This is a genomic window from Acinetobacter sp. AOR12_HL, assembly GCF_027855275.1.
Classification (GTDB): Bacteria; Pseudomonadota; Gammaproteobacteria; order Pseudomonadales; family Moraxellaceae; genus Acinetobacter; species Acinetobacter baumannii.
This window is the reverse complement of record NZ_JAKTIJ010000010.1, coordinates 69,289-94,931: the sequence shown is the minus strand read 5'-3', so window position 1 is coordinate 94,931 and position 25,643 is coordinate 69,289. Positions and strand designations below refer to the sequence as shown.

Sequence of the window (25,643 nt, the reverse complement as noted above, 5' to 3'; positions counted from 1 at the left end):
GCATAAAAAAAGTTCGATAATCTATCGAACTTTTTTATGGTGCTTTGTTTTATGGATGTTCTGAAAGATGTTCTACCAAATAATCAATAAATACACGTACAGCTGGCAGTAAACCTCTTCGTGACGGATAAACAGCATGGAATATACCGTGGGCTGCTTTCCAATCTGGCAAGATTTGTACAAGTTGACCTGATTTTACAAAATCCTCAGCTGCTGTGTCAGGTAACAAGGCAATACCACAATTTTGACTTGCAAGTTGGGCAAGCATATAAATATTTGTTCCCATGATGGTTGGACTAACTTTCACTTTCTTCAGTTGGTTGTCTGGGCCATGCAATATAAATTGTTGATCTAAATGCTCTTCAGACAAGCTTAAAATACGATGATCACTTAACTCATCAGGTGACTTAATATTACCAAACTCATTTAAATAAGCTTGGCTTGCAAAGAGACTTTGTTCTATGAGTGCAAACTGTCTTAGTACCAGACTAGGGTCATCATCTAGTTTAGATCTGACCCGTAGAGCAATATCAATTCCTTCATTAATTACATCAACGCGTCGATTACTTACAATAAGTTGTAAACGAATTTCAGGATATTTTTTTAAAAATGCCGGTAAAATTTTGGGTAGCTGATTTTGTGCTATGTCTACAGGAACGCTTACTTTGACTACTCCCCTAGGTTGAATACTTAAGTGATCAACCAAATCATGAGCTGCTTGTGCGGCATTCATCATGACTTGGGCATGTCTATAAATATCCATACCAATATCGGTAACTGCAAAATGACGAGAACTGCGCTGAATTAAGCGTACCCCTAAATTTTCCTCTAAGTTATAAACACGACGACTTAATTTTGATTTTGGAATATCCGTAACACGTTCGGCGGCACTAAAACCACCATGCTCAACAACAAGGGCAAAACAATAAAAATCATCAAGATCTGTGAGCATTAAAATATCCTATTTATGCAACACTAAAGATTTTACATTATTACTTTTGCAACGATAAAGTTTGATTTTAATTTTTTGTAAAAAGCTTATAAATAAACCATAAAAGAGAGGACTAAATAATTTGAAATCTCATTGTAATTACATTGAAATTATTTTGTAATTTATTTTCTTAAATTAATAAGCAAATATGGCGCTTATAGGCTAATTCTCCTAAAATATACTTTTCTCGATTTTTTAAATAATATGTCTTACCAGTTAGTTGAATTAGAGAACGCAACCGCTAATATTATTTGCCCGATTTGTAAGCTTGCTGTTATTGATTGGACACAAGAGCAATATGTTCAACCTTGTGAACATACAGTATTTATTGCAATGGACTTAGGATTTGAGTTTGTTGCTGACCGTTTTGAAGAAGTTATGAATCAAAACGTAGATGATTTACATGAAGATCCGAACATGAATATTTTTGATGAGATAACGACTACACCATATAAAAATTTAACTATTTTAAAAGCAGATCTTGGTGTAGATGGGCTATTTCGTTATGTCGGTATAAGTGATTGTTAAATTTATAAGTATAAAAAAGCCAATCTTTCGATTGGCTTTTTTATTATTAAGCTTCTGGAGCTGCGCTGTATTGTTCGATTAATGGTTTTAATTCGCCATTTTGGAACATTTCAAGCATGATATCGCTACCACCAATAAGCTCGCCGTTTACCCATAATTGTGGGAAAGTAGGCCAGTTTGCAATTTTTGGTAAAGTTGCACGAATATCAGGGTTTTCTAAGATGTTCACATATGCAAATGGACGACCAATTTGACTGAGCGCCTCTACTGCACGTGCAGAGAAACCACATTGTGGAAACTGTGGAGTGCCTTTCATGTAAAGTAAAACGGGATGCTTCGCAATTTGATCGCGAATTAACGCTTCAGTATCACGTGCTTGTTCAGTCATAAATAGATCCTCAACTAATCTTGCAGCATTATAGGGGGTGTTCACATCGCTTTGCAAACCGCCTTGTTGCTTAAAGTTGCACAGAATATTCAATATTTTATTGTATAAACCGAAGCGATAGCAAAAAGCAGACGAAATTTTAGATAAATGAATGATGAGACTTTTCATCAGTGCAAGTTTTTGTTTATATAAACCCTTCTTAAAACCTCATACAGACAGAGTTCGTGATGACTGATATTACCCTAGCTCCAGTACAACCTGATCAACCAACACATTTAATGGCTACTTATGGTCGCCAAGCGATCAGTTTTGTTCGAGGCCGAGGGGCGTATCTTTATACACAAGATGGTACAGAATATTTAGATGCACTCACTGGTATTGCTGTATGTGGTTTAGGGCACGCTCATCCAGCTATTGCAGAGGCCATTGCAGAGCAAGCAGCTTCACTCGTGCATACGAGTAATTTGTTTGAAATTCCTTGGCAAACTGCGGCTGCTCAAAAGCTTGCTGAAGTTTCAGGTATGGAAGAAATTTTCTTTTCAAACAGTGGCGCCGAGTCAAATGAAGGGGCAATTAAAATTGCTCGTAAATTTGGTACTCAACAAGGTATAAGCTTGCCAAAGATTATTGTTGCTGAGCAGTCATTTCATGGTCGTACTTTGGCGACACTTTCAGCAACTGGTAACAAGAAAGTACAAGACGGTTTTGCACCTTTAGTGGAAGGCTTTATTCGAGTGCCATTTGGTGATATTGAAGCCATCCAAGAGGCTGCCTTACAACATCCCGATATCGTTGCTATTTTAATTGAACCAATTCAAGGTGAAGGTGGTATTAATACTGCACCACAAGGATTTAGCTATTTAGAAGAAGTTCGCCAAATTTGTAACCAGCATAACTGGTTAATGATGCTAGATGAAATTCAAACTGGTAATGGTCGTACTGGTAAATACTTTGCGTATCAACATACGAATATTATTCCGGATGTTTTGACCACAGCAAAAGGTTTGGGTAATGGTTTTCCGGTGGGTGCTGTAATGACTCAAGGTAAAGCAGTAGGCTTGTTAGGGCCTGGCAGTCATGGTTCTACTTATGGTGGTACAGTATTGGGTTCTCGTGTGGTTTACACGGTAATTGATACGATCCAGAAGGAAAATGCAGTAGAGAATGCAGCAGTAGTGGGTAATTATATTGTTGACCAATTACGTGCCCAATTGTCGGATAAGAATGTGCAAGTACGTGGTTTCGGTATGATGATTGGTATCCAATTACCTAAAGATTGTGCTGAGCTCGTTGCGATTGCTCGTGATGAATACAAACTTATTATTAACGTTACGGCAGGTTCGGTGGTGCGTTTATTACCGCCAATTAACATGACACAAGCTCAAGCTGATATTTTGCTAGAGCGTTTAGTCGCATTAATTACGAATTATCTTTAAGTTTAAGGACAATAAAAATGGGCGTTAATCGCCCATTTTTATTTTTGTATTTAGCCTGAAATATATTGCTTTAATTGTTCAATCAAAACTTTCTGATCTTCCATAGCGGCTTTAACCAAATCACCAATTGAAATGAAACCAACCAATTTTCCATTATCTAATACAGGTAAGTGACGTAAATGACGATCGGTCATGAGCTGTAAACATTCTTCAACCGTATTATTTAAACCTACCGTGATCACTTTTGCTGTCATAATTTCAGCAACAGTAGTGCTATAAGATGAGCGCTCCATAAGTGTTACTTTTCGTGTGTAATCGCGTTCAGATAGGATTCCAACAACTTGTTCACCTTCTGCTACGACTAAAGCACCAATACCTTTTTCGGCCATAATCGTAATTGCTTCGAGGACAGTTGCTTCGGGTGAAATTGTAAAAATGGCTTGTTCAGATTTGTTCTTAATTACTTGTGCAACGATAGTCATTTCTTCTGTCCTGTTGTTTTATCATTTTGATTTAAATTAGCTCGATTTTTGAAAAATGCAAAGACTTGCTGGTCATTCAAATATAAGTTTTATGCTTAAGCGTTCAAAAAGCACGCTATCTTGGGTAGCTCAAAGATACTTTAAGCTACCTGCCATTTTGGATGATTAAAAAAGAAATGATGCATTTGCTGTGTAGATAACTTCAACTTGCGATGAGATGAGTTAAATAAAGCAGGAGTGACTTTTAACCGTGTTAAAGTAGGTAATAAAGATTCATGAAAGTCTTTTGGGGTAATTTTTCTTGGCTTGTAATTAGGCCAATGAGTTTTGGCATATCGATGTGCTTGAACTCCATTTAGCCAGAACGGAAAAATAAAATCTTCCTGATCTGATTTAATGGCCCAGCCTTCATCAAATAGTCCCCACAGAACCCCGCAGTACATCATGGTTCTTAAAATATAAATCTTGATCATCAAGTCTTTAGAAACCGGTTGTAGATTACTTAAACTGTTCATTTTAAATTTAAAGGTTTTCAACTTGTCCTGCTTATTATAAGAGAACCACATGACATTTCAGTTTAAACAGGTGTCAAATCGTAAACAAATATTGATGAGTAGAAATATCTATACAAATAAATGCTGGATAAGGGATACTTTCTAATTCACGACTGAAGTGGCGAAGTAAAGCTTTAGGCAAATAGGTAATTTTGGTTTTGTATAGGTATAAAAAAAAGCCACCTGAGCAAGACAAAGCGACTAAAGCTTTGGCGAAGCGCAAGATGAACATAGTTATGGTTAATTTATATTGAACTTTTTACAGGCATAAAAAAACGCCACCTAAGTGACGTTTCTTTATGCTTGCATCGTGGCTAGTTTCTGCCAGTATTGTGCTTTCATGGAATCACGTTCAACACGGAAACCTTGGTAGTATAGTTCTGCTAAGAACAAAGCAGCTTTACCGTGACCAGCACGAGCAACTTCTTCTAACTGTGCAACTGCATCTTGGAAATTCATTTGAGACTGAATTGTGTTAACCGCAGTTGCGTATACATGTTCTAAATCATGATGAGAGATACGTTGAATCATATAAAACTCCTTATTGTAATTATGATTACTTTTTCTAAAGGCCACTGCCTTTGAACTAATTTAACTTAGAATTGTTAAACTAATATTACAAATTAATGGATTTGTCAACTATTGAGAAGCATCAATTAGTTCACTATTAGGATACATGATTAAACATTATTCACAAATAATTTTGAGTAAAATCAATATGAGAATAAAAGACAAGGAGAATAACTATGACAAATACTATTGATGGCTTTGTTTTTGATAATCCTCCTAAAGAGGAGCAAATCATAGAACTTGCCCATTACCATCGTAAATTATTAGACGAAGCAATTTTCCATCAAGAAATACATTTAGGGGATTATTGTTTAGCACAAAGGAAACGGGTTTTCGACTATGCTCGTCAATTAGACCCTAATCAAAAAGCTTGGTTCTATCAAGTTTATGATGGTGAACTTAGAAAAATTGCAGATGAAGATGAATTGCACCCAGCAGATGCAGAAGAAGGTTTAAGTATTTTTGCTATGCTATTAGTATTAGTTATTATTGCTGCAATTTTATACTTCTCTGTAATTCGTTCCTTAATGGGCTAGCAATTGTCATCCAGTAAGGTTAAAGAATAATAGCCTTACTGGATTTTGACCTTGTGCTGAAGTGCATTGAACCCTACACTACATTCATTAGAGGTAGGTCATGCTCACATTCAAAGAAAATTTTCTTAAATTAAAGTCTGAGTTAAAGGCAGATCAATGTTTTAATCTGGTTGTGATTATTATCATTGGCTGTATTTTTATGCTGTCTTATTTGGCATTACTACGTCCTGTGAATTCAGAACAGTATCAACGAATTGTGCAACTTTCTCGACAGGCTACTTATCCAAGAACTCAAGATATGGCCGAGTTGATTATGGCTCAATCAGAAATTCATAGAGCAGAGTATTTAAAGTTAATGCATGCTTATCAGTTTGAACATAATCATATCAAGCAATATCCTGCATTAGCGCAAGAAGATACTCAATAAGTATTGTCTTTATTTCAAAAAGGTTTTGCACGCTATTGAAGCAGGCAAAAATTTGAATTTATGCTAAACTTTCCGTTTTTTAACACGCTGCTTTTCAAGGAATCGGCATGCAACAACAATCGAATATGCAAAATAAATTCTTGATAGATGCTGAGATCGGGGATGACGATGTCACATTGCCTAATTTACCTGCTATCGATGTTCCTATCGTTGAGTCACCTGTTAAGCAAGAAGTAAAAGCTGAAGAAGTGGTCGAGGCTTCACCTTCTACAGAACCTGAGCAACCAAAATCTGGTTTCTTTGGACGAATGAAAGAAGGCTTGAGCAAAACTCGCCGTAATTTCACCGATGGGATGGTTAATATCTTAATTGGTGGGAAAGAAATTGATGATGAGTTGCTTGAAGAAGTCGAAGAGCAATTATTAGTTGCAGATATTGGTGTTGATGCAACAAAAACGATTATTACCAACTTAACTGAACGTACTGCTCGTGGTGATTTGATCTATTCACATTCACTTTATAAAGCTTTGCAAGAAGAGTTGGTTGCTTTGCTTGCTCCACGTGTGAAGCCTTTGCATATTGACCCTAATAAATCACCTTATGTGATTTTAATGGTTGGGGTAAATGGTGTTGGAAAAACGACAACAATTGGTAAATTAGCGAAGCGTTTACAAGGTGAAGGCAAAAAAGTGATGTTGGCGGCAGGTGATACATTCCGTGCTGCTGCTACTGAACAATTGCAAATCTGGGGTGAGCGTAACGATATTGCTGTAGTTGCTCAAGGTCATGGTGCCGATAGTGCATCAGTTATTTTTGATGCTTTTGAAAGTGCGCGAGCTAAAGGTATTGATGTACTGATTGCAGATACTGCGGGCCGTTTGCATAACAAAAGTAATTTGATGGAAGAGCTTAAGAAAGTTAAGCGTGTTATGCAAAAAATTGATGCAACAGCGCCTCATGAAATTATGTTGGTTGTAGATGCGGGTACTGGACAAAATGCAATCAACCAAGTACAAGAATTTGACCAGGCTGTTGGTTTAACAGGTATTACCATTACTAAGTTGGATGGTACAGCAAAAGGCGGAGTATTATTTAATATTGCTAGTCGTACTCATGTGCCAATTCGTTTCATTGGTGTGGGTGAAAAAATTGATGATTTAAGACCATTCTCGGCGAAATCGTTTGTTGCAGCACTATTTGAAACTGAAAAATAATTTTTAGCCAAGACTTAAAAAAACCTCACAAAATAGTGAGGTTTTTTTATATCCATATCTTTTTTTATTGTTGCGAAAATAAAACGAACTGTCATATTTTTAATGCTGATTATAAGAAATGAGTTCCATAGACTATATTCATTCCCAAACAACGGCCCATGGTCAATTAAATAGGTAGGAAATAAAAAATGTCTACTTTCTTAGATAAAATTAAAAACCGTCGTACTATTTATGCAATTGGTAAAAATGTTGCATTAGATCGCACAAAAATTGAAGAAACTATTCGTGAAGCGGTTAAACATAGCCCATCAGCGTTCAACTCTCAATCTTCACGTGTTGTTACTCTTTATGGTGAATCACATGCTAAATTCTGGAATTTAGTTCGTGAAGCATTACGTAAAATTGTTCCTGCAGATGCCTTTGCCGGTACAAATGCAAAGATTGATAGCTTCGTTGCTGGTGTTGGTACAGTACTATTTTATGAAGATCAAGCTGTTGTTAAAAGCTTACAAGAACAATTTGAGTTATATGCAGACAACTTCCCAGTTTGGTCTGAACATTCAAGTGCAATTGCTCAGTTTGCGACTTGGACTGCGCTTTCAGAACTTGGTTTAGGCGCATCGTTACAGCATTATAACCCGATTGTTGATGCTGATGCTGCTGAAGCATTTGATGTTCCAGCAACTTGGAAATTACGTGCTCAACTTGTATTTGGTTCTGTTGAAGCACCAGCTGGTGAAAAAGCATTTATTAGCGATGAAGATCGTTTTAAAACATTCAACTAAATTGAGTGGATGAAAAGAGTACCTAGAGGGTACTCTTTTTTATGCTTTTAAAGTTAGTTAGAAATTAATGATCAATAAAGTAGATGTTTATTAGAATTCAAAAAATATTTTAAAAGCTTGAGAGGCGGCTTTGTAAACAGGAGGTTGTCATAAAATCGTCATAATCATATTGCATATTGCTCATGTTTTTACAAACTATTAAATATTACAGAGACGTGAACAGATGACTTTAAGATTAAGTGTCGCTGCGATGGGTTTATTACTCAGCGGTTCAGTATTTTCAGCAGTTACAATTACAGCGCCAGAGGAAATCGTAATCATTGCGGTGAATGGTCAGGAAGTCAACTCTGGATTATTCCGTTCTTCTAAAAATAATTATAAAGTCGATGCTGGTGAGACAAGCCTAAGTGTACGTTATCAAGAATATTTTGAGCATTTAAGTGGCGAACACGATATTGTTAAGTCAGGAGTGGTTACCATTCAAACTCCAGCGCTCAAAGATGGACAAACTTATAAGCTTGCAATGGTAGATGCTCCAAAACAATTTGAACAAGCCAAAAAATATGCTGAGCAACCTACAGTGGCTTTATATAATTCAAATAATGAGTTAATTGTTCAACAAACTGGTGCTAATAATGAGGCAAGACCATGGTTTGCATCGGGATTGCTAGGGAAGGTTACTGATTTCACGACTAAATCATCTAAACAACAACCTGACGCTGTGTATGCTGCGGCAAAACCTACCACGACTCAAGCTAATGCGCCTGTTGCAACAACTATGCCTGCTACTGGTGTAGCACAAACTAATGATCAGCGTTTGGCAGAAATTTGGAAAAAATCTTCTAAAGCAGAGCGTCAAAAGTTTATGGCTTGGTTAGCTGAGCAGTCGAATTAATTGCTATTCAAAATAAAGCCGATTTAATATCGGCTTTATTTTTAGAATATTTTAAATAGCCTAAGTATATTTATGATCAAATTAAATTTCCGTTTAGCAGAATTTAGTGACATCCCAACACTAGTAGAGTTGATTAATCAGTCATATAGAGAACAACAAGGTAGAAGCTGGACTACTGAAGTTGAATATGTAAAAGGGCAACGTATTAATAAAGAGCAATTGAAACATCAATTAGAATTACCTAATTCAGTATTATTAATTGGAGAAATAGATTCTTCAAAAGTTGTTACATGTATTGGACTTACATTTCAAAGTAATACAGTTGAGATAGGAACATTTTGTACAGATCCGCATGTTCAGAATATGAAAATAGGGCGTTCTGTTTTGGAGTATGCTGAACAATTTGCTTTACACAAAGTACCTGAATTGGACAGCGCAATTATGTATGTTTTAAATGTGCGTTCAGAGTTAATTGCTTATTATGAAAGACGCGGATATATAAAAACAGGTAATCATGAACCATATCCGCTTGACGCAAATGTTGGATTACCACTTATACCAATTAAACTAATCGAAATGAAAAAGGACCTCAAATGAGGTCCTTTTTGTTTAGGTTAGAAACCAGATGTAATAGCCTAAAAGCATGAGAGGCCAAGCTATCCATGGACTAAACAACCATTTCCATAACCAGAAGTGCGGCACAAAACCCACCCCATAAATGAAGCCTCCGGAAATACCCACCATCACTAGCATAAGCTGGCTATGATTGTAGTGTCCGTTTGCATCTAACATGAGGGAAGGATGCACCAGTAAAATTACAGCAAGTGGCAATGCCAACAGAAATGAAATGGCCATTGCGAATGCTTGAGCTTTTCGTTGATTTGATGCTGTCATTGCGGTTGCCATGATTTATTCCTCATCTAAATTTTGATGATGTTCGATATAAAGAGCGCTCAATACACCCGCGAAACATGCCATCAAAATCCCAAGAATCCATGCGAAATACCACATTTGCTTCTCCTTATTAGTACAGGCTATGCGAGTTTGACTCGATATGTTTGTTAGTAATAACGCCCCACATTTTGTAATACGACCAACTGGTGTAGATCAAAATGATCGGAACGAATATGCATGCAGCAACAGTCATAACCCCTAAAGTACGATGACTTGATACGGCATCCCACATTGTTAAGCTAGAGTTTGGATTAACACTCGATGGCAATAAAAATGGGAAGAGTGCAAAACCGGCAGTTAAAATCGCACCTACAATCATTAAGCTTGTGCCAGCAAAACTTAAACCTGCTTTGGCTTTTGATGCTGTAAAGAAGGCAATAATTGCCCCTAAAATTGCCAGTACAGGAGCTACTTTTGTAATCGGATAGCTGCTGTAGTTATTCATCCAGCCTGGGTTATTGTTTGTGACTACTTCTTTGGCTAAAGGGTTAAGTGCTGCGTTTGGATCAACTGCAGCAGCATAGCTATAACCCGGGACTTGGCCAAAGTACAACCATGCTCCAATTACAAGGAAACAAACTAAAAATATGGCTGCCATAATTTGAGTTGCTTTAGCAGAACGTTGTTTCAAGGCGCCGTCTGTGCGTAGCATAAGCCAAGCGCCGCCATGAGCACACAACATAGAAAGGCTGACAATACCGCAAACTAAAGCAAATGGGTTAAGAAGAGCAAAGAAGCTACCTGAATATTCCGAGCGTAATGTACTGTCTAAACTAAAAGGAATACCTAAGAATAAATTACCAAAGGCAACACCAAAAACAAGCGCTGGTACGGCACCCCCAATACAAAGTCCCCAGTCCCAAGAGTTGCGCCATTGGGTATTTTCAAGTTTAGAACGATAGTCAAAACCTACAGGACGTAAGAACAGGGCAAATAGCACAAGTAATAAGGCCCAATACATTCCGGAAAATGCGACCGAGTATACCATTGGCCAAGCTGCAAATAGTGCACCACCAGCAGTGATAAACCAGACCTGATTACCATCCCAGTGGGGTGCGATTGTATTAATAGCAGCACGGCGTTCGTTATCAGTTTTACCAACAAAAGGCATGAGTGCCATTGAGCCCATATCGAAACCATCGGTTAGGGCAAATCCAATGAGTAGGACTCCAACTAACACCCACCATATGATTTTTAGGAGTTCATATTCAATCATGATAAAGCCTCCCCATTAACAGCTGCTTTTGGCTCTTGTTTTTCAAAATGGTATTTACCAGTGTGAAGTGAGCTTGGGCCTAAGCGAGCAAACTTAATCATTAAGTACATTTCAATAATCAAAAGTACGGTATAGAACGCTGCTAGAGCGAGAATTGAGCCCCACACATCGCCCGTACTTAAACTTGAAGCTGATAAGTGCGTAGGTAAAATTTCACCAATAGACCACGGCTGACGGCCGCCCTCTGCTACATACCAACCAGTTTGTGCAGCAATCCACGGAAGTGGTAAGGCAAATAATGCATATTTAAGTAGCCAAGGTTTATTCTCAGCATTTCTTTTCGCTACTGCCCAAGTTGCTAAAATGAAAAGAAGCAGCATTAAGAAGCCAGAAGCAACCATTGCACGGAAAGAGAAAAACAGAGCTGTAACATTCGGAATAGTATCTTTTACTGCTGCTTGAATGTGCTGCTCGCTTGCATCGACTACATTCGGAGCATATTTCTTAAGAAGTAGACCATAGCCTAAGTCTTTTTGATTTTTCTCAAATGAAGCTAATAACTCTGGTGAGCGATCACCAGCACGTAATTTTTCAAGCTCAGCATAAGCAAGCATACCGTTACGAATACGAACTTCGTGCTGTTGCATTAAGTCTTTCAAACCAGTGACTTCTTTGGTAGTTGAACGAGTGGCGATGAGGCCTAATGCGTATGGAATTTTAACTGCGTAATCTGTTCGCATTTCTTCATGGTTTGGTACACCAAACAAAGTAAACGGAGCAGGAGCAGGGTGAGTATCCCATTCGGCTTCAATTGCAGCGAGTTTAGTTTTTTGAACATCACCTAGTTCATAACCCGACTCGTCACCGAGTAAAATTACTGAAAGTGTAGAAGCAAGCCCAAAAATGGCAGCAATTGCAAATGAACGACGTGCAAAAGGAAGGTCACGTTTTTTGAGTAGATAGTAGCTTGAAATGGCGAGTACGAAAATCGCACCTGTTACATATCCAGCAGAAACAGTATGTACAAATTTAACCTGTGCAACCGGGTTGAAAATAAGTGCGCCGAAATCAACAAGCTCCATACGCATGGTTTCGAAGTTAAATGCTGCACCTACAGGGTTTTGCATCCAGCCATTCGCAACTAAAATCCAGAGCGCTGACATGTTAGAACCTAGGGCAACTAACCAAGTTACTCCTAGATGTTGAACTTTACTTAAGCGGTCCCATCCAAAAAAGAATAGACCGATAAATGTAGACTCAAGGAAGAATGCCATTAAGCCTTCAATTGCTAATGGCGCACCGAATATATCACCTACATAATGAGAGTAATATGCCCAGTTTGTTCCGAATTGGAACTCCATGGTTAAGCCTGTAGTTACGCCTAAGGCAAAGTTAATACCAAATAGTTTTCCCCAAAACTTAGTCATATCCTTGTAAATCTCTTTACCAGATATAACGTAAGTGGTTTCCATAATAGCCAGAATAAACGCAAGGCCTAGGGTCAAAGGTACGAAAAGAAAGTGATACATTGCGGTCATGGCAAATTGGAACCGCGAAAGATCAACCACGCTTTCAGAAATCATCAACGTGTCTCCTTAATGTGGGAAGAGTTATCGCCTGCAATATGCTCGGCGACCTGATTGTCAAAATTTTTGGGGATAGTGGGAGCGTCAAACCAAATATGTTTGATTGTTAAGAGAAGCGCGACTTTAATTATTAGAATAATTGCGATTTCTCTAATTAATCGGGAGTTAATATCTAGATTTTTAAGGCTCATAAAATAAACCTCGATACATATTAATTTCATTATTAATCAAAATATATTAAAAATAAACAATAAATATATTTTAAATAAAAACTTAATTATTTTTGTAATAAAAATCATGTGTTTAATAGTTTAAATAATTATTGATAAAATATCTGACTAAAATAGTTTGAATTAATTATTAAATCCAACTAAAACACTTGTAAATAAAAATATTAAGTTGATTAAAATAGTTTGATTTATATTTAATTCTGATTAAAAAGGTTGGATATAATAAAGTATTTTTTTATTTCTAACTAAAATGGTTGGTTTAATATTCAATTAAAATAACAGTAAAATAAAGGCAATAATTAAACCTTTTAAAAAGCAATTAAAGACGAGAAGAATTATTAATAATTAATCAGGCGCGAAAAGGTCATTCGAAACAGAAATTTTCTTGGCAACATAATGGCTTTTATGCACTTTGATAAGAATGACTTGTGAATATAGTTCTAACTCACCATACTCAGGTTCAACCTGGACATAGTGCAGTTGTCCAAACTCATCACGTACACGAGCTTGTGCTGAAAAGCCAGGTCTTGCACTACCACTGGAAATAGTTGCTAGACGCCCTAAAAGGTTATAGTTGGTATGTGTAAGCTTGGGCTTAATGACTTGATCAAGGCAGTGAATCATAAATACGGTAAAGAAAATCGCGATGACCAGTGCAGGGATGATTAAGTAAAACGGCGTGATAAAGTAATGCTGTATAGCAAAGAAAGAAAGCTGTAAAAAATAACCAGCAAAACTGAAATTGATGAGTAAAAAAACAAAAATTAGAGCTTTAGAAAATTTAACATTGAGCAAAGGGGAATTGGTAAGCCAAACTGGCGCAATTTTTTTTAATAGCTGGCTTGGTCGTAAACCAACATACATACCAATAGTTTCTACCACGCTGAGCAATATCAAAGCCACAACACTTAAATGAAATGGCATAAGATAATAATTAAAAAAGAAATCAGCCATGGTAGAAACTCTAATGTTGATGATCTCAGTCTACGATATAAATACCGCCATCTGAATGCACCTTAATCTCAACTTTATTTAGAAACTCACCTAAACAAGGACCTGAAATACATTCACCAGTCTCCACGTTAAATAAAGCACCGTGGGTTGAGCATTGGATATATTCTTGGTCTTGATCTAGAAATTGGTTTTCTAGATATTCAAGTTCGGTTTGCAAATGTGGGCATAAATTCTGATAGGCGTAGAAAGAGCCATCACGCTGTGTAATGAAAATAGTAGTTCCTTGTAAAGTGTCAAAAGCTCTAGCTTCACGCTCAGGAACTTCTTCCGTCATACAGATCCTTTCCATTTCAAGCACATTCCTTCTGAAAATTTTCGAGAAGTTTAGCATAGTCATTAATGGCTAAACGAGGACCAAATTGAGACACGACTTCACTTGAAATTAAGATGGCTAACTGTGCAGCAGCAGTTAAATCTTCATGATGGTTTAATGCGTAGAGGAAGGCACCTGCAAAAGCATCACCCGCACCATTTGTATCTACAGCTTCAACATGACGGCCTGCGACGTGAAAATGGTGAGTTGGATTTGCAACTAAAGCACCTTTTGCACTTTGTGTAATCACAACGGTATGGTTTTTAAAACGTAATTGAGTAAGTGCATCTTCAACAGTAGTGGTATTGGTATACATTAAAGCTTCTTGTTCATTACAGAACAATAAATCCACACCATCATCCATAAGCTCTTCTAGGCCTTCACGGGCATATTGAACCATTGCAGGATCTGATAAAGATAGGGCAATTTTAACGCCGTGAGCTTTTGCAATTTCTCTAGCTTGTTTTACCGCTTTACGTGCTGTTTCACTTGTAGAAAGATAGCCTTCAATATAAAGCCATTTTGCTGTTTTTAATGGTTCAAAATCGATTTGGTCTTGAGAGAGTTCAGCGGTAATACCTAAATAGGTATGCATAGTACGCTCAGAATCTGGACTAATGAGAACCATACAAGTACCAGTCACACCTTCACTGATGGACTTTGGTGTAGTCTGGATGCCTGCATCATTTAGCCCTTGCAGGTAAATTCTACCTAATTCATCATGACCAACGCGGCAACCATAAAATGCGCTACCACCTAATGCACTAAATGCCACAGTTGTATTTGCAGCAGAACCGCCACTTGCTTGACCTTTGTAGTCTTGAGTTTGTTTTAATTTTTCATAAAGGGCAGATTGTGTTTCACCGTCAGACAACTGCATGGTGCCTTTTTGTAAGCCTTGTTGACTAAGAAAATCATCAGACACTTTAAATTCTTGGTCGATTAATGCATTACCAATTGCAAAAAGATCTACAGTTGCCATATGTGTTGTCACAGAATAAAAAATCAGATCGATAAGTTTACACCATTGCTCACATTTGCTGTAGTTTGTTGAATAAAATTCAGGTTATTCAGCGGCTCGCAGAGTTTTATTGTTTGCCTAAGCAATTGAAATAATCTTTTTAATAAATATTATCAATTAATAATGATTCTTGCTAATATTTACAAATCTATACTGTTTCATTGAAACTTCGCCTGAAATTTTTCTTAGCGAACTTATATGAAGCGTTCAGTTTTATTTATTTCATCAGTTGGGGTTATGACAAGCCATGTATATGCTCTAGAAGCAGATCAACAGGCAGTAACCAACCTTCCAACAATTTCAGTCAAAGCTGATAAGGAAAGCAGTTTAAAACAAGAAGTGGGGCAAGCATCAAGTGCAACTAAAGGACTTATGCAATTAAAAGATGTCCCTCAAATTGTAAACGTGGTACCCAAACAAGTTTTAAGAGAACAGACAGTTACCTCTATGCAAGGTGCCTTGCAAAACGTTGCAGGTTTAAGCTTTAGTGTAGGAGATGGACAACGTGATCAGGTCATGATTCGTGGTTTCTCTGCAATCACCGATAACTATGTAGATGGTATTCGCGATGACGCATTGTATTTTCGCGATATGTCAAATGTAGAGCGGATCGAAGTTTTAAAAGGACCTGCTTCGGTATTATATGGGCGTGGTTCAGCAGGTGGTTTAGTTAACAAGATTAATAAAAAACCAATGGATCAATCCTTGCATGAAGTGAGCCTGATTGGTAGTACAACAGGGCAACGCCGCGCAGAAGTCGATGTAAATGAAAAAGTCGCAGAGAATGTTAAGGTTCGTTTAACTGGTGCAGTTGAAGATTCAGATGGTTACCGTGATCAGGCTTTTTTAAAACGTCAAGCGGTTGCTCCATCTGTACAGTGGGATATTACTGATAAAACCAAACTTTTACTTCAGGTCGACTATTTGCATGATAACCGTTTGGCAGATCAAGGTTTCCCAACAGACCCGATTACAGGTAAACCTGTTAAAACAAATCCTAAAACTTTTTATGGCGCTTTAAATGGTAAAGAGGTTGGGGATGTTGACACTGAAATCTCAAGCCAAACTATCAGCTTAGACCATGAGTTTAATGATAATTTTAAATATCATGGCGCAGTTCGCCACTATAACTACTCACTTGATCGTCAATATAGTGTAGATTCACATCCAGCTGCTGATAAGTCAAAAATTACTTTAACCCAGAATAAACGCTTACGTAATGAAGATGGTGTGTATGTTCAACAAGAGTTGAGCGCTTTATTTAATACAGGGTTTTTAAAGCACAATACCTTAATTGGTGCTGAATATAGCAAGCAGCATAAAGATGAGATACTTTGGCAAGGTGCTAAAACAACCACTGATTTATATAACCCTAAATTAGAGTATTGGGCACCTATTAATACACGGACAACAGTTGCAAGTAATAATAATAGCAATACCTTTGAAAATTATGGCTTATATGTACAGGACTTGATGACAGTTACAGATCAGCTTAAAGTTTTAGTGGGTTTACGTTATGACAATTTGTCGCAAGATCGTGACGATAAAACGAGTAAGAATCTGGATTTAAATCGTACTGATAATACTTATTCACCACGAATAGGGGTAGTTTATCAGCCAGTAAATAATATCTCACTTTATACTTCTTATAACCGCTCTTTCCAACCTTTGGCTGATTCATTTGTTTTTTATCAAAACAGTGATGACTTAAGGCCAACAAAAACTGAAAACTATGAAATCGGTGCAAAGTGGGATGTAAATGATCAGTTGAATGTAACCTTGGCTTTATTTGAAATGAGCCAAACTAATATTCAAAATAAAGACCCGAATGATCCTAATGGTTCAAATGCAATTTTAGCAGGTGAGCAAAAAACCAAAGGTGTTGAGCTTTCATTAACAGGTCAGTTGACCGATCAATTGTCAGTATTGGCTGGTTATTCGTATATGGATGGTAAGATTGAAAAATCGACTATCGGATTTACAGGCAATCATTCTGCGCTCACGCCAAACAATACTGCTAACTTATGGTTAAAATATCAAATTAATGATCATTGGTATGCAGCTGTGGGTGGTCGTGGTGAATCATCACGTTTTAGTGCGCCAGACAACAAAAACGTTTTACCGGGATATGCAGTTGTAAATGCGGCGTTAGGTTATCAAAGTGAACGTTATGATGTGAACTTGAACCTAAATAACTTGTTTGATCGCGATTATTTTGTGTCAGGTCATAGTGGAGCAAATGATTCGAACATGATGGGCGATCCTTTAAATGCTCAAGTTGCACTTCGCTATCGTTTTTAATTAAAAAAACTCTAAAAAGCTCATCATTTCGATGAGCTTTTTTATTTGTCGTGTAGGATATAGATGGTATTAAAAGGTTTTGTTCTGATAGGATACAACGACGCGGGCTATGTGCTTGATATTAAAGCTATGGCTATGAAAACTAATACTTAACAAAAACATAGTGTTTTGCTTGGCTTTTATTCGCCATTCTCAAGCCGACTCAGGCTATAATGAGACTTATTCACTTATCCGATATGTTAGGAGATCACATGACTGTAGATGTCACTGAAACCATTTCTCAAACTGTTCACCCTGCGTTTCAGTTGCTACGTCAGCACCATGTTGAAGCATTAGATATTTTAGTGTCTGAATATAAGCATAAAGTCACAGGTGCGGTGCATTATCACTTGGCAACTGATTATGATGAAAATGTATTTCTTGTTGCGTTCAGAACACAACCTATGGACTCTAAAGGAACCGCACATATTTTAGAGCATACTGCTTTATGTGGCTCTGAAAAGTTTCCTGTTCGTGACCCATTCTTCTTAATGATACGCCGTTCATTAAATACTTTTATGAACGCGTTTACAGCAGCAGATTGGACTGCATATCCATTTGCAACTCAAAATAAGAAAGATTTCCAAAACTTATTATCTGTTTATCTTGATGCTGCTTTCTCGGCAAATTTGAATCCTCTGGATTTTGCTCAGGAAGGTATCCGTATTGAACTTGAAAATGGTCAGCCTGTATACAAAGGCGTAGTCTTCAATGAAATGAAAGGTGCAATGAGTGCGCCTTCTGATCAGCTTTACCACCAGTTGGCCCATCATTTATTCCCTGAAACCACTTATCACTACAACTCAGGTGGCGATCCAAAAGATATTCCTGACTTAACGTATGAACAATTGGTTGAATTTTATAAAACCCATTATCATCCGAGTAATGCGGTATTTATGACTTTTGGTAACCAAACCGCCTATGAATTACAAGAGCAATTTGAAAAATTGGCTCTACATAAGTTCACTGCTGGTACAACTTTATATTCGAAACCAGAAAAACGCTTAACAGCACCTGTTGAAGTTACTGAAACTTATGCTGTTGATGGCGAGGAGTTAAAGGACAAAACTTACCATGTATTGTCGTGGTTATTACCTCAGGCAAGTGACATTAAACTTCGTCTGGGTATGCGATTAGTAGAAGGCGTTTTACTCGAAAACTCAGCTTCACCACTTCGTCATTATTTAGAAACTTGTGGCTATGCTCAGTCGACTGGTCCTTTAATGGGTGTAGACGATAGTAACTTTGAAATGACGTTCTACTGTGGTGTTCAAGGTTCAAATCCAGAGCATGCAGAGAGCTTTAGAGATGGTGTTTTAAACGTTTTACGTGAAGTAGCTGCAAAACCAATTGACTCATCGTTAGTTGATGCAATTTTGCATCAAATCGAGTTACACCAACGTGAAATTAATGGTGATGGTACACCATATGGCTTAAGCCTAATTTTAAATGGGTTAAGTGGTGCGATTCACCATAACGATCCGATTCAAATTTGGGATGTTGATAGTGCCATTGCTCAGGTTAAAGAAGAACTCCAAGACCCAATGTGGTTATCTAACCTGATTCAAACGCATTTATTAGATAATCCGCACCGCGTGCAAATGACTTTAGTACCGGATGCAACCAAGTCGGCGAAAGAGCAAGAAGCTGAAAAAGCACGTTTAGCTGCGATTGGTGAAAAGCTAACTGAAGAAGATAAAGCAGAGATCATCGCTAAAACCAAGGCATTGCAAGAGCGTCAAGATACACCAGATAATCTTGAACTGTTGCCAAAAGTAGGTCTAGAAGACGTGCCAGCTGACTTGCATATTGTACAAGGTCAATTGCGTGAAATTATCTGTAATCGAATGGATACGCCGTTGAATTTGTATCATGCCGGAACGAATGGCATTTACTATCAACAAGTACTTATTCAAATTCCTGATGATGTGGTTAAGTCACCATATTTCAATTTACTTTCTATTTTAATGGGAGAGGTTGGTGCAGGTGAGTATGACTATCTTGAACTACAAAACTTACAAACAGCCGTAAGTGGCGGTTTAGGAATGGGCGCTTCTTTACGCAGTAAAGTTGATGATAAAGATAAAATTAGCGCTTGGTTAACATTAACGACCAAATCTCTAACTCAAAAGTTTGATGCAATTCATTTATTGAAATTAGCATTTGAACAACTCCGTTTTGATGAAAAAGAGCGAATCATTGAGTTATTGCAGCAACGTAAGACACGCTGGCAGTCTCGTTTATCTGGTGCTGGTCATAGTTATGCAATGCAGATTGCTTCTCGTAATATGAGTGCGTTAGCTCAACGCGACTATCAAAACACTGGCTTAGGTGCGTTGAACTGGTTAGGCGAGCTTGTTACTAAAATTACCCAAGATGATGCTGCTTATGATGCGCTTATTACTGAATTGAAGCATATTCACACAAAATTATTGCAAGCACCTAAACAGTTCCTGCTCGTATGTGAAGAGCATCAGTCAGAACGTTTAGTTGAAGAAATACAAAATGTTTGGGATAAATTAAACGTTGATACAGCAGCGGCTGAGTTAACCCAAGTTGAGCAAGAAAATGATAATGAACATGAAGCTTGGTTAATTCAAACCAATGTTCAGTTCTGTGCCTCTGCATATCAAGCTGTGGAAGTATCTCATCCAGATGCGGCACCTCTAATGGTATTGGCAGCTTACTTGCGTAATGGTTTCTTGCACAGTGCTATCCGTGAAAAAGGGGGGGCTTATGGTGGTGGTGCTAGTTATGATGGAAATGCATGTTCATTCCGTTTCTTTAGTTACCGTGACCCACGCTTAGCAGAGACTTTTAAAGATTTTGAAGCGAGTGTGCAATGGTTGTTAAATACAGAGCAGCAACCTCATCAGCTTGAAGAAGCAATTCTTGGTCTGGTGGCAAGTATGGACAAACCTGGTTCACCAGCAGGTGAAGCAATAACAGCGTGTTATGCATTGTTGCATGCAAGAACTCCGACTTTCCGTCGTACATTACGTGAAAGATTATTGCATGTAACTTTAGAAGATTTACAACGTGTTGCGCGTCAATATTTAATTGAACAAACACCTGTAAAAGCTGTCGTTGCACCTTTTGCAAAACGTGATGAATTGCAACAACTGGGCTTTACGATCAAACAAGTTAATTAAAATAAAAATTGGAGATGAACATGGCGTTCAGACAATTTGAACGCACATCTTTACAGCTAAGTATGGGAACCCTGCTTAGCTGTTTATGTGCGTCGGTGGCATATGCCGACACCTTAGCCCCTGTAAAACCTGCGAGTGTAGATGCATGTGTTGCCCTTGCTTCGAATGCTGATCGCCTAGCTTGTTACGACTCTGTGTTTAAACCATCGGCCTTACCAGTTGTTCAAGCCGCAGTAGTACCAGAGCCTGTTAAAAAAATTGATAAACCTGTTGTTCAACCTGAAACATTTAAAGAAAAGGTTGTAGATAAGGTAAGTAATATCAAAGTAATTGGTAAGGCACCTACACTTGAACCTACTACGTCTTTACTAGATCAACGTTGGGAGTTGTCTGAAAAAAGCAAACTGGGTGTTTGGAATATTCGTGCTTATCAACCTGTTTACTTGCTACCAGTTTTCTGGACGAGCGATAAAAATGAGTTTCCAAGCAGTCCCAACCCAAATAATACGGTGACAGAGGCCCAAAACCTTAAATCAACTGAAAGTAAATTTCAGATTTCTTTGAAAACGAAAGCTTGGGAAAATATTTTTGGCAACAATGGTGACCTGTGGGTAGGTTATACCCAATCTTCACGTTGGCAGACCTTTAATGCTGAAGAGTCTCGTCCATTCCGTGAAACGAACTATGAGCCAGAAGCAAGTTTAATGTTTAGAACAAACTATGAGTTGCTTGGCTTAGATGGTCGGTTGCTTGGGGTAACTTTAAATCACCAATCAAATGGACGTTCAGATCCTTTATCTCGTAGTTGGAACCGTGTCATCTTTAATGTGGGTTTAGAACGCGGTAACTTTGCTTTAATGCTTCGTCCATGGATACGCCTTGAAGAAGACAGCAAAGATGATAACAATCCAGATATGGAAGATTACATCGGTCGTGGTGATTTAACTGCTTTTTATAAATGGAAGCAAAATGACTTCTCATTAATGCTACGTCACTCTTTAAAAGGTGGTGATGATTCTCATGGTGCTGTTCAGTTTGACTGGGCTTTCCCGATTAGTGGCAAGCTGCGCGGACACTTCCAATTATTTAATGGTTATGGTGAAAGCTTAATTGACTATAACCATCGTGCAACTTATGCCGGCTTGGGTGTTTCACTCATGAACTGGTACTAAGTTTGACCTATAAAAATGCCGCTTTTACAGCGGCTTTTTTATTAACCAATTTGAATGTTGGCTTGAGGATGTTTGAGACGGCTTTTTTTAGGAGTAGCAATTAAATAGGCGAGTGTTAAGGGGCCTAAACGGCCTGCAAACATAAGTAGGCTTAAAATAAATAAACTACCATTGTGTAAATCTGGCGTAATACCGCGAGAAAGGCCTACAGTACAGGCTGCTGAAACGACTTCAAATAATAAGTTCATAAAGTCTGCTTTAGGTTCTAAAAGTAAAAGTATAAAGAACCCGATAAATATGAGAATACTGGTAATTGCGGTGACAGCTAAGGCTTTATAAGTAGTTTCGTGAGAGACAGAGTGATTGAACACCCTGATTTCATCGGTACGTCTTAAAAAGGAAAGTACACTTAAAACTAATATGACAAAGGTGCCGACTTTTATACCTCCAGCAGTGCTGAGTGAACCTCCACCGATGAACATGAGTAGCATCATTAGTAAAGAACTACTGTTGGTCATTGCTCCGGTATCAATAGTATTGAACCCTGAAGAACGTGGAACAGTCGCTTGAAACCATGCATTTAAAGCTTGATCACCTACATTGAGCAGACCTAAGGTATGAGGATTTTGTGCTTCCAAAACCCAAATTAATACAAAGGCAACCAAATTAATAATCGCAATAGTTGTTAGGATGAGTTTGCTATTTGGGCTAAGTTTTTTCCATTTTTTATTTTGTTTGATATCCATGAGGACTAAAAATCCCAGTCCACCTAATGTATAGAGCAAACTAATCGTAATACATATAAGGTAGTTGCTTTGGAAGTTAACTAAACTGTTGCTAAATAGAGAAAAGCCCGCATTGTTAAATGATGAGATACTATAGAAAACTGCATAATACAGTCCTCGAGCAAAGCCATAAATCGGTGTAAATGCGGTAGTTAAGATCACTGTTCCAATCAGTTCAAAAAGAAGTGTGTAAGTAACAACACCTTTTGCCACAAAAGTAACCTTTGAAAGACTAGTCTGCCCAAGGCTATCTTGAGCCATCATTTGCTGTTTAAGGCCAACTTTAGGAGATAAACTTAATGCTGCCAAAATAGCAAAAGTCATAAAACCCAAACCACCTGACTGAATCAATAATAAAATAATGACCTGTCCGAAAAGTGTAAAAGATTCATGTATATTTAAAACGGATAGACCTGTAATAGTGACTGCCGAGGTCGCCGTAAATAGAGCATCCATCCAACTAACATGTCCGTTATTGGCAATAGGAAGTTTAAGCAATAATGTGCCAAAGACAATAAAGCCCAGAAAGCCCAGTGCTAACAGAGAAGGTGGGCTTAAATTTAGTGTTTTATGCGGTTTAGGCTTAAGAGACATATTTTCTGGTTCGTTTTCTTATATGAAACAATTTGAGAGTTTTTTTAGCTGCTGTAAATGACCTTCTAAAATAAGAATATCATGCGTTTGTAAAGTAAAAGTCTCTTCGGTTTCAAATAAAATCTGCTGTTGTCTTTTTACAAGAAGCGTTTTTACTTGAGGGGCTTGCTGCATAATTCCGTACAAATTAATGCCGTTTAACTTCTCTGGAATATCAATTTTTACAATATAGTGCTCATCATCTAAAGACATGTAACGGCTCACCATTGGGTAGTTTAGTGCTTGAGCAACACGTACCCCCATGTCTTCTTCAGGATGAATGATTTTATTGATATTTAGATGAGATAAGATCGTATGATGTGCTTTGGTTTTTGCTTTTACCCAAATTTTATCAATGCCCAGATTTTTTAAATTCAGCACACATAAAATACTGGCTTCAATATCTTCACCAATTGCTACAACTACTGCATCACAATTTTGAATGTTTAATTCATCCAATACATGTTCATCTGTAGCATCAGCAATGACAGCATGAGTTAAAACATCGGCAAGATTCTCAACATTCTTTTTGACTGTATCAATACCAATAACATCATGGTTTAATCTCGTAAGTTCCTGAGCAACAGTTGCCCCAAAACTTCCCAAGCCGATGACCGCGAACTGTGCCATAGTTGTCCTTTTATACTTAGTTAGGGCTTTATTTTTAATGATATTTTCTTTGAGATAAAGAGAAGCAATGTAAATATAAAAAATAATAAGCTTAAATGATAAAAAAGCCGACATATTTGCCGGCTTTTTTACCAAAATGAAAGGTTACTTCAAGAAACGTTTATAGCCCACATTGTCTGTAATTTCTGCATATGGATAGCTAATTTGCTCCAGAGTTTCAATTAAACCATCTGGGTTTTGTTTAGCATCTGTTGCTTGTAAGCCAACTAGTACACGACCTTCGGCAGCGCCGTGGTTACGATAATGGAATAGCGTAATATTGTGGGTTGGACCTAAACGAGTTAGGAAGGTGAGTAAGGCACCCGGACGTTCCGGAAACTCAACACGGAACAATCTTTCGTCATCCAGATTGGCATGACCACCAATCAAGTAACGAATATGCAATTTGGCAACTTCATCATCAGATAAATCATCTACAACATAATTTTGCTGTTTAAGTTGTTCTAAAATTTCATGACGTTCAGTGTCACCACCTTTTAAGCTAATACCCACAAATACTTGTGCTTCTTCTGTGTTATTTGCACGGTAGTTAAACTCGGTAATGTTACGGCCCTGTAGAGCACGGCAGAAGCCTAAGAATGCGCCTTTTTCTTCAGAAAGAGTAACTGCATAAATTGCTTCACGTTGTTCACCCAATTCGGTGCGCTCTGCAATGTAACGTAAGCGGTCAAAGTTCATGTTGGCGCCGCAAACAATCGATACCATGTTTTTGCCGCTAATTTTATGCTCGGCAACATATTTTTTGATACCTGCTAGGGCCATTGCACCTGACGGTTCAACGATGCTGCGGTTTTCATCAAAAGTATCTTTAATTGCAGCACAGATCTCATCTGTATTTACAGTAACAATGTCTGGTTCAACAATTGGTCCAGAGTTATCTGACTTGCGTAGACGAACGATATCAAAAGGTAAAGCACCAATTTGAGCGACTGCTGTACCATCAGCAAATAAGCCTACATGGGGTAGGACTACACGTTCATTTGCTTCTAGCGCTGCTTTTAAACAAGCTGACTCTTCATATTCAACACCGATGACTTTGACATGCGGTGCAACATCACCTAAGTAAGCTGCTACACCAGCAATTAAGCCACCACCACCAACAGCAACGAAAACATATTCTACATCACGCCATTGACGTAAAATTTCATTCGCAATTGTGCCTTGGCCCGCAATAACCAACTCGTCGTCATAAGGTGGAATAAAAACTAATCCTTCAGCTTCGGCACGTTGCTGAGCGTATTTGTTTGCAATATCAAAACTATCGCCATGCAATACAACTTGGCCACCCAAACGCTTCACTGCCTGAACTTTAATGTCAGGGGTAGTACTTGGCATAACAATAATTGCAGGAATACCTAAACGTTGACCAGACAATGCTACACCTTGCGCATGGTTGCCGGCAGATGCGCAAATCACGCCACGTTCAAGTTGTTCTTTCGGTAATTGGCTAATACGGTTATAGGCACCGCGTAATTTAAAAGAAAAAACTGGTTGTAAATCTTCACGCTTAAAACGAATTGTGTTGTTTAATTTTTGACTAATTCGTGGAGCTGCTTCGAGAGGTGTTTCAATTGCAACATCATAAACCGTTGCTTGTAAAATTTGTCGTACCACACGAGACAGCATGTTCATCTTCCCTATAACAGTTTAAAATAGGAAATTATTGTAGCAAACCCTTGTGCATTTGCGCCGTTTATTGGCGCATAAATGTCAAAAAATAGTTGAGTGATG

General features: G+C 37.9%; 27 protein-coding genes. 11 read left to right on the top strand and 16 right to left on the bottom strand.

Translation table 11 applies throughout. The annotated features are described in order from the left end of the window. Window positions 1–49 precede the first annotated feature (49 nt). On the bottom strand, window positions 50–952 hold the full coding sequence (locus MKL36_RS03590; RefSeq protein WP_000954523.1) for a LysR family transcriptional regulator: 903 nt from the start codon (window positions 950–952) through the stop codon (window positions 50–52). A gap of 243 nt (window positions 953–1,195) precedes the next feature. On the opposite strand from MKL36_RS03590, the gene MKL36_RS03585 reads away from it, so the two are divergent. Further along, complete coding sequence (locus MKL36_RS03585) at window positions 1,196–1,519, top strand: hypothetical protein (protein ID WP_021511199.1); 324 nt, start codon at window positions 1,196–1,198, stop codon at window positions 1,517–1,519. A 46-nt stretch (window positions 1,520–1,565) separates the two neighbouring features. On the opposite strand, the gene grxD is transcribed toward MKL36_RS03585, so the two are convergent. Continuing rightward, window positions 1,566–1,907, bottom strand: coding sequence for a Grx4 family monothiol glutaredoxin (gene grxD / locus MKL36_RS03580; RefSeq protein ID WP_000138830.1), 342 nt, complete (start codon window positions 1,905–1,907; stop codon window positions 1,566–1,568). Window positions 1,908–2,134: 227 nt separating this feature from the next. On the opposite strand from grxD, the gene MKL36_RS03575 reads away from it, so the two are divergent. Continuing rightward, on the top strand, window positions 2,135–3,343 hold the full coding sequence (locus MKL36_RS03575; protein WP_000129944.1) for an aspartate aminotransferase family protein: 1,209 nt from the start codon (window positions 2,135–2,137) through the stop codon (window positions 3,341–3,343). Window positions 3,344–3,393: 50 nt separating this feature from the next. On the opposite strand, the gene MKL36_RS03570 is transcribed toward MKL36_RS03575, so the two are convergent. The 3 genes from MKL36_RS03570 to MKL36_RS03560 all read right to left on the bottom strand — a co-directional run bounded on the left by MKL36_RS03570 (window position 3,394) and on the right by MKL36_RS03560 (window position 4,910). After that, window positions 3,394–3,825, bottom strand: a complete 432-nt coding sequence (locus MKL36_RS03570) for a CBS domain-containing protein (protein WP_000156920.1) — start codon at window positions 3,823–3,825, stop codon at window positions 3,394–3,396. A 140-nt stretch (window positions 3,826–3,965) separates the two neighbouring features. After that, window positions 3,966–4,340, bottom strand: a complete 375-nt coding sequence (locus tag MKL36_RS03565) for a DUF2750 domain-containing protein (RefSeq protein WP_001087274.1) — start codon at window positions 4,338–4,340, stop codon at window positions 3,966–3,968. A gap of 336 nt (window positions 4,341–4,676) precedes the next feature. Beyond that, complete coding sequence (locus MKL36_RS03560) at window positions 4,677–4,910, bottom strand: hypothetical protein (RefSeq protein WP_000616034.1); 234 nt, start codon at window positions 4,908–4,910, stop codon at window positions 4,677–4,679. Between the two features lie 215 nt (window positions 4,911–5,125). Here MKL36_RS03560 and MKL36_RS03555 point away from each other — a divergent pair, with 215 nt between their 5' ends. The 6 genes from MKL36_RS03555 (at window position 5,126) to MKL36_RS03530 (ending at window position 9,403) form a co-directional block, all read left to right on the top strand. Then, entirely contained in the window at window positions 5,126–5,485 is a 360-nt protein-coding gene (locus MKL36_RS03555) for a hypothetical protein (protein ID WP_000185571.1), read from the top strand. A 100-nt stretch (window positions 5,486–5,585) separates the two neighbouring features. Then, window positions 5,586–5,912, top strand: coding sequence for a hypothetical protein (locus MKL36_RS03550; protein ID WP_000955083.1), 327 nt, complete (start codon window positions 5,586–5,588; stop codon window positions 5,910–5,912). A gap of 107 nt (window positions 5,913–6,019) precedes the next feature. Then, window positions 6,020–7,126, top strand: a complete 1,107-nt coding sequence (gene ftsY / locus MKL36_RS03545) for a signal recognition particle-docking protein FtsY (RefSeq protein WP_001187345.1) — start codon at window positions 6,020–6,022, stop codon at window positions 7,124–7,126. 188 nt (window positions 7,127–7,314) lie between these two features. Next, complete coding sequence (locus MKL36_RS03540; RefSeq protein WP_000102943.1) at window positions 7,315–7,911, top strand: nitroreductase family protein; 597 nt, start codon at window positions 7,315–7,317, stop codon at window positions 7,909–7,911. 223 nt (window positions 7,912–8,134) lie between these two features. Then, complete coding sequence (locus tag MKL36_RS03535; protein WP_021511200.1) at window positions 8,135–8,806, top strand: YccT family protein; 672 nt, start codon at window positions 8,135–8,137, stop codon at window positions 8,804–8,806. Window positions 8,807–8,878: 72 nt separating this feature from the next. After that, window positions 8,879–9,403 (top strand): GNAT family N-acetyltransferase, encoded by a 525-nt coding sequence (locus MKL36_RS03530; RefSeq protein ID WP_002157656.1) that lies wholly within the window; start codon window positions 8,879–8,881, stop codon window positions 9,401–9,403. A gap of 12 nt (window positions 9,404–9,415) precedes the next feature. Here MKL36_RS03530 and MKL36_RS03525 read toward each other — a convergent pair whose 3' ends face one another. The 8 genes from MKL36_RS03525 to MKL36_RS03490 form a co-directional block, all read right to left on the bottom strand. Then, a complete protein-coding gene (locus MKL36_RS03525) occupies window positions 9,416–9,715 on the bottom strand; it encodes a cyd operon YbgE family protein (protein WP_085916945.1) in 300 nt (99 codons plus the stop codon). After that, window positions 9,716–9,817, bottom strand: a complete 102-nt coding sequence (gene cydX, locus MKL36_RS03520; protein WP_000270276.1) for a cytochrome bd-I oxidase subunit CydX — start codon at window positions 9,815–9,817, stop codon at window positions 9,716–9,718. A 13-nt stretch (window positions 9,818–9,830) separates the two neighbouring features. Continuing rightward, complete coding sequence (gene cydB / locus MKL36_RS03515; protein WP_000575163.1) at window positions 9,831–10,976, bottom strand: cytochrome d ubiquinol oxidase subunit II; 1,146 nt, start codon at window positions 10,974–10,976, stop codon at window positions 9,831–9,833. Next, window positions 10,973–12,559: a cytochrome ubiquinol oxidase subunit I gene (locus tag MKL36_RS03510; protein ID WP_000622647.1), complete on the bottom strand. Its 1,587-nt coding sequence runs from the start codon at window positions 12,557–12,559 to the stop codon at window positions 10,973–10,975. The genes cydB and MKL36_RS03510 overlap by 4 nt, the downstream gene beginning before the upstream one ends. Then, window positions 12,559–12,753 carry a cytochrome oxidase putative small subunit CydP gene (gene cydP, locus MKL36_RS03505; RefSeq protein WP_000053889.1) on the bottom strand — a complete coding sequence of 65 codons (195 nt, stop codon included), beginning with the start codon at window positions 12,751–12,753 and terminating at the stop codon, window positions 12,559–12,561. The genes MKL36_RS03510 and cydP overlap by 1 nt, the downstream gene beginning before the upstream one ends. A gap of 384 nt (window positions 12,754–13,137) precedes the next feature. Continuing rightward, complete coding sequence (locus MKL36_RS03500; protein WP_000753036.1) at window positions 13,138–13,746, bottom strand: OB-fold-containig protein; 609 nt, start codon at window positions 13,744–13,746, stop codon at window positions 13,138–13,140. A gap of 25 nt (window positions 13,747–13,771) precedes the next feature. Further along, on the bottom strand, window positions 13,772–14,080 hold the full coding sequence (locus MKL36_RS03495; protein ID WP_000134203.1) for a Rieske (2Fe-2S) protein: 309 nt from the start codon (window positions 14,078–14,080) through the stop codon (window positions 13,772–13,774). Window positions 14,081–14,096: 16 nt separating this feature from the next. Next, window positions 14,097–15,101 carry an adenosine kinase gene (locus MKL36_RS03490; protein ID WP_021511201.1) on the bottom strand — a complete coding sequence of 335 codons (1,005 nt, stop codon included), beginning with the start codon at window positions 15,099–15,101 and terminating at the stop codon, window positions 14,097–14,099. Window positions 15,102–15,338: 237 nt separating this feature from the next. On the opposite strand from MKL36_RS03490, the gene MKL36_RS03485 reads away from it, so the two are divergent. The 3 genes from MKL36_RS03485 (at window position 15,339) to MKL36_RS03475 (ending at window position 21,804) form a co-directional block, all read left to right on the top strand. Then, on the top strand, window positions 15,339–17,441 hold the full coding sequence (locus MKL36_RS03485) for a TonB-dependent receptor (RefSeq protein ID WP_021511202.1): 2,103 nt from the start codon (window positions 15,339–15,341) through the stop codon (window positions 17,439–17,441). Window positions 17,442–17,692: 251 nt separating this feature from the next. Then, on the top strand, window positions 17,693–20,632 hold the full coding sequence (locus MKL36_RS03480) for an insulinase family protein (RefSeq protein ID WP_021511203.1): 2,940 nt from the start codon (window positions 17,693–17,695) through the stop codon (window positions 20,630–20,632). Between the two features lie 20 nt (window positions 20,633–20,652). After that, on the top strand, window positions 20,653–21,804 hold the full coding sequence (locus MKL36_RS03475; RefSeq protein WP_021511204.1) for a phospholipase A: 1,152 nt from the start codon (window positions 20,653–20,655) through the stop codon (window positions 21,802–21,804). Between the two features lie 41 nt (window positions 21,805–21,845). Here the strand turns inward: MKL36_RS03475 and MKL36_RS03470 are convergent, their stop codons facing one another. The 3 genes from MKL36_RS03470 to ilvA all read right to left on the bottom strand — a co-directional run bounded on the left by MKL36_RS03470 (window position 21,846) and on the right by ilvA (window position 25,544). Continuing rightward, window positions 21,846–23,183, bottom strand: a complete 1,338-nt coding sequence (locus MKL36_RS03470; protein WP_000053917.1) for a TrkH family potassium uptake protein — start codon at window positions 23,181–23,183, stop codon at window positions 21,846–21,848. A gap of 18 nt (window positions 23,184–23,201) precedes the next feature. Next, complete coding sequence (locus tag MKL36_RS03465) at window positions 23,202–23,852, bottom strand: potassium channel family protein (protein WP_001983728.1); 651 nt, start codon at window positions 23,850–23,852, stop codon at window positions 23,202–23,204. A 144-nt stretch (window positions 23,853–23,996) separates the two neighbouring features. Beyond that, window positions 23,997–25,544 carry a threonine ammonia-lyase, biosynthetic gene (gene ilvA, locus MKL36_RS03460; protein WP_001983729.1) on the bottom strand — a complete coding sequence of 516 codons (1,548 nt, stop codon included), beginning with the start codon at window positions 25,542–25,544 and terminating at the stop codon, window positions 23,997–23,999. Window positions 25,545–25,643 lie beyond the last annotated feature (99 nt).